At 48.8% G+C, this 1,603-nt stretch carries 1 protein-coding gene and 1 pseudogene; both read right to left on the bottom strand.

Annotation, left to right across the window (positions count from 1 at the left end; all coding sequences use genetic code 11):
• Positions 1 to 147 precede the first annotated feature (147 nt).
• Positions 148 to 1,110 (bottom strand): annotated as a pseudogene (locus MiSe_RS48945) (RNA-guided endonuclease InsQ/TnpB family protein); the annotation flags it as partial.
• 203 nt (positions 1,111 to 1,313) lie between these two features.
• A partial coding sequence (locus MiSe_RS48950) for a hypothetical protein (RefSeq protein WP_226594776.1) occupies positions 1,314 to 1,603 on the bottom strand: 290 nt, incomplete at its 5' end.

The raw sequence follows: 1,603 nt of genomic DNA on the forward strand, positions 1-1,603 counted from the left end.
ATAGATACCACATTGAGTAGCCTTGTGCGGTGAAAGTCGCTGGCACGGTGAAAGATGGGAGGGGTGGAGCAGTAATGCTCCCAAAGACCCTAACTATTAGGATCTTCAGATCTTAAGAATCCCCGCACCAACAGGCGCGGGGAGTGTCAAATTCATCGCAGCATTCACATCTCGATCGTGCTGCATGTTGCAGTGAGGACAATCGACAACCCGAACACCCAACGAATCGTAGCCGTGTTGCAGGATTGGTATGGGCAGCAAGGTGACGTGACACAATTGAGACGACGGGAAGAACCGCCCAATCTCAACGTACTGATGTCCAAACTTTTCTGCCTTGTATTTCAACATAGTTAGGAACATTCCCCAGCCTTGGTCGCTAATTGCTTTGGCATAGTTGTGATTCTTGACCATGTTTTTCCCTGCTAGGTCTTCCACACAAATCACTTGGTTTTCCTAGGCTATTTTGCGAGATAGCTTGTGCAGAAAATCTTCTCTGACTCTGGCAATCTTGCTAGACACTCTAGCAACTTGGCGCTGCGCTTTTTTGCGCTTGCCCGATGTCTTGTCAGTCTTACGAGCCAGTTTCTTTTGTTTGCGCTTGCGGTTCTTTTCCAGCTTTGCTAGTCGTTTCTTAGGGATATCGTACTTTGACCCAAGAGAAGTGACTGCAAAGTTCTTGAGTCCCAAATCAACGCCAATCGCCTGATTGATAGCGACAACGGGTTCATCGACATAGTTAAACAAAATCGAAGCATAATAACGTCCATCAGCCTGTCTACAAACGGTTACGGTTGTGAACTTGGCATCAGGCAACAAACAGTGAAACACGGCAGACACTGCCCCTAATACGCCAGGAAACTTGATGGTCGATTTTTCCACTTCCAGCTTGACGTTTTGAGGATATTGGATCGATTGCTTGCCAAACTTAGATTTGAAGTTGGGATACTTAGTCCTGCCCTCGAAGAACTTGACAAAGGCACTGGAAAGATTGAATGTGACCCGTTGCAGCACTTGACTATAAGCGAGTCCCAACCATTCATATTCCTGCTTCAATCCCGGCAAAAGCTTATCCATCGCAGCCTTAGACAGACCTTTTCCTGTTTCAGTGTAATGATTCACTCCAAAATTTCCAGCCCAGGGCTAGTTGAATTTTCACCTCAATTGTATGCAGCGAGCGCCTTTGAGCCATTGTCATCAATTGTCCCCGCGAGCGTCATAAAACTTCCCCTCGTGCCATTTCCAGCGGTAACCGTCAAGGTCAAATTCTGCGGGAGCACCGGGGAAACCATCGCCTCAGGGTTTCTTAAGTTTTATTACCGAAGTGGCTGACTTACCGATTCTTGCCGCCAGTTGCTTGCCGCCCTCGGCGGCACGCCGTTAGCATCAAGTGTCTGTTCCGGCACCGATAGTGCGCCACCCTGACACAATTCCATCCCCAACTGGAAGAGCAGCTGCACCAGTTTGGCAGCACAGCGCGCGCGCGCCAACCGAATCAGCGCGAATTTTAGCTGCTGGCGAATCGAACCAGACCGGGCAGCTTGAGTTTTTTGCTCGAGACTAGCAGCAATCGTAATAGCCATTGGATTCCCCGATTTAATCAACG

Source organism: Microseira wollei NIES-4236, assembly GCF_020521235.1.
GTDB lineage: Bacteria > Cyanobacteriota > Cyanobacteriia > Cyanobacteriales > Aerosakkonemataceae > Microseira > Microseira wollei.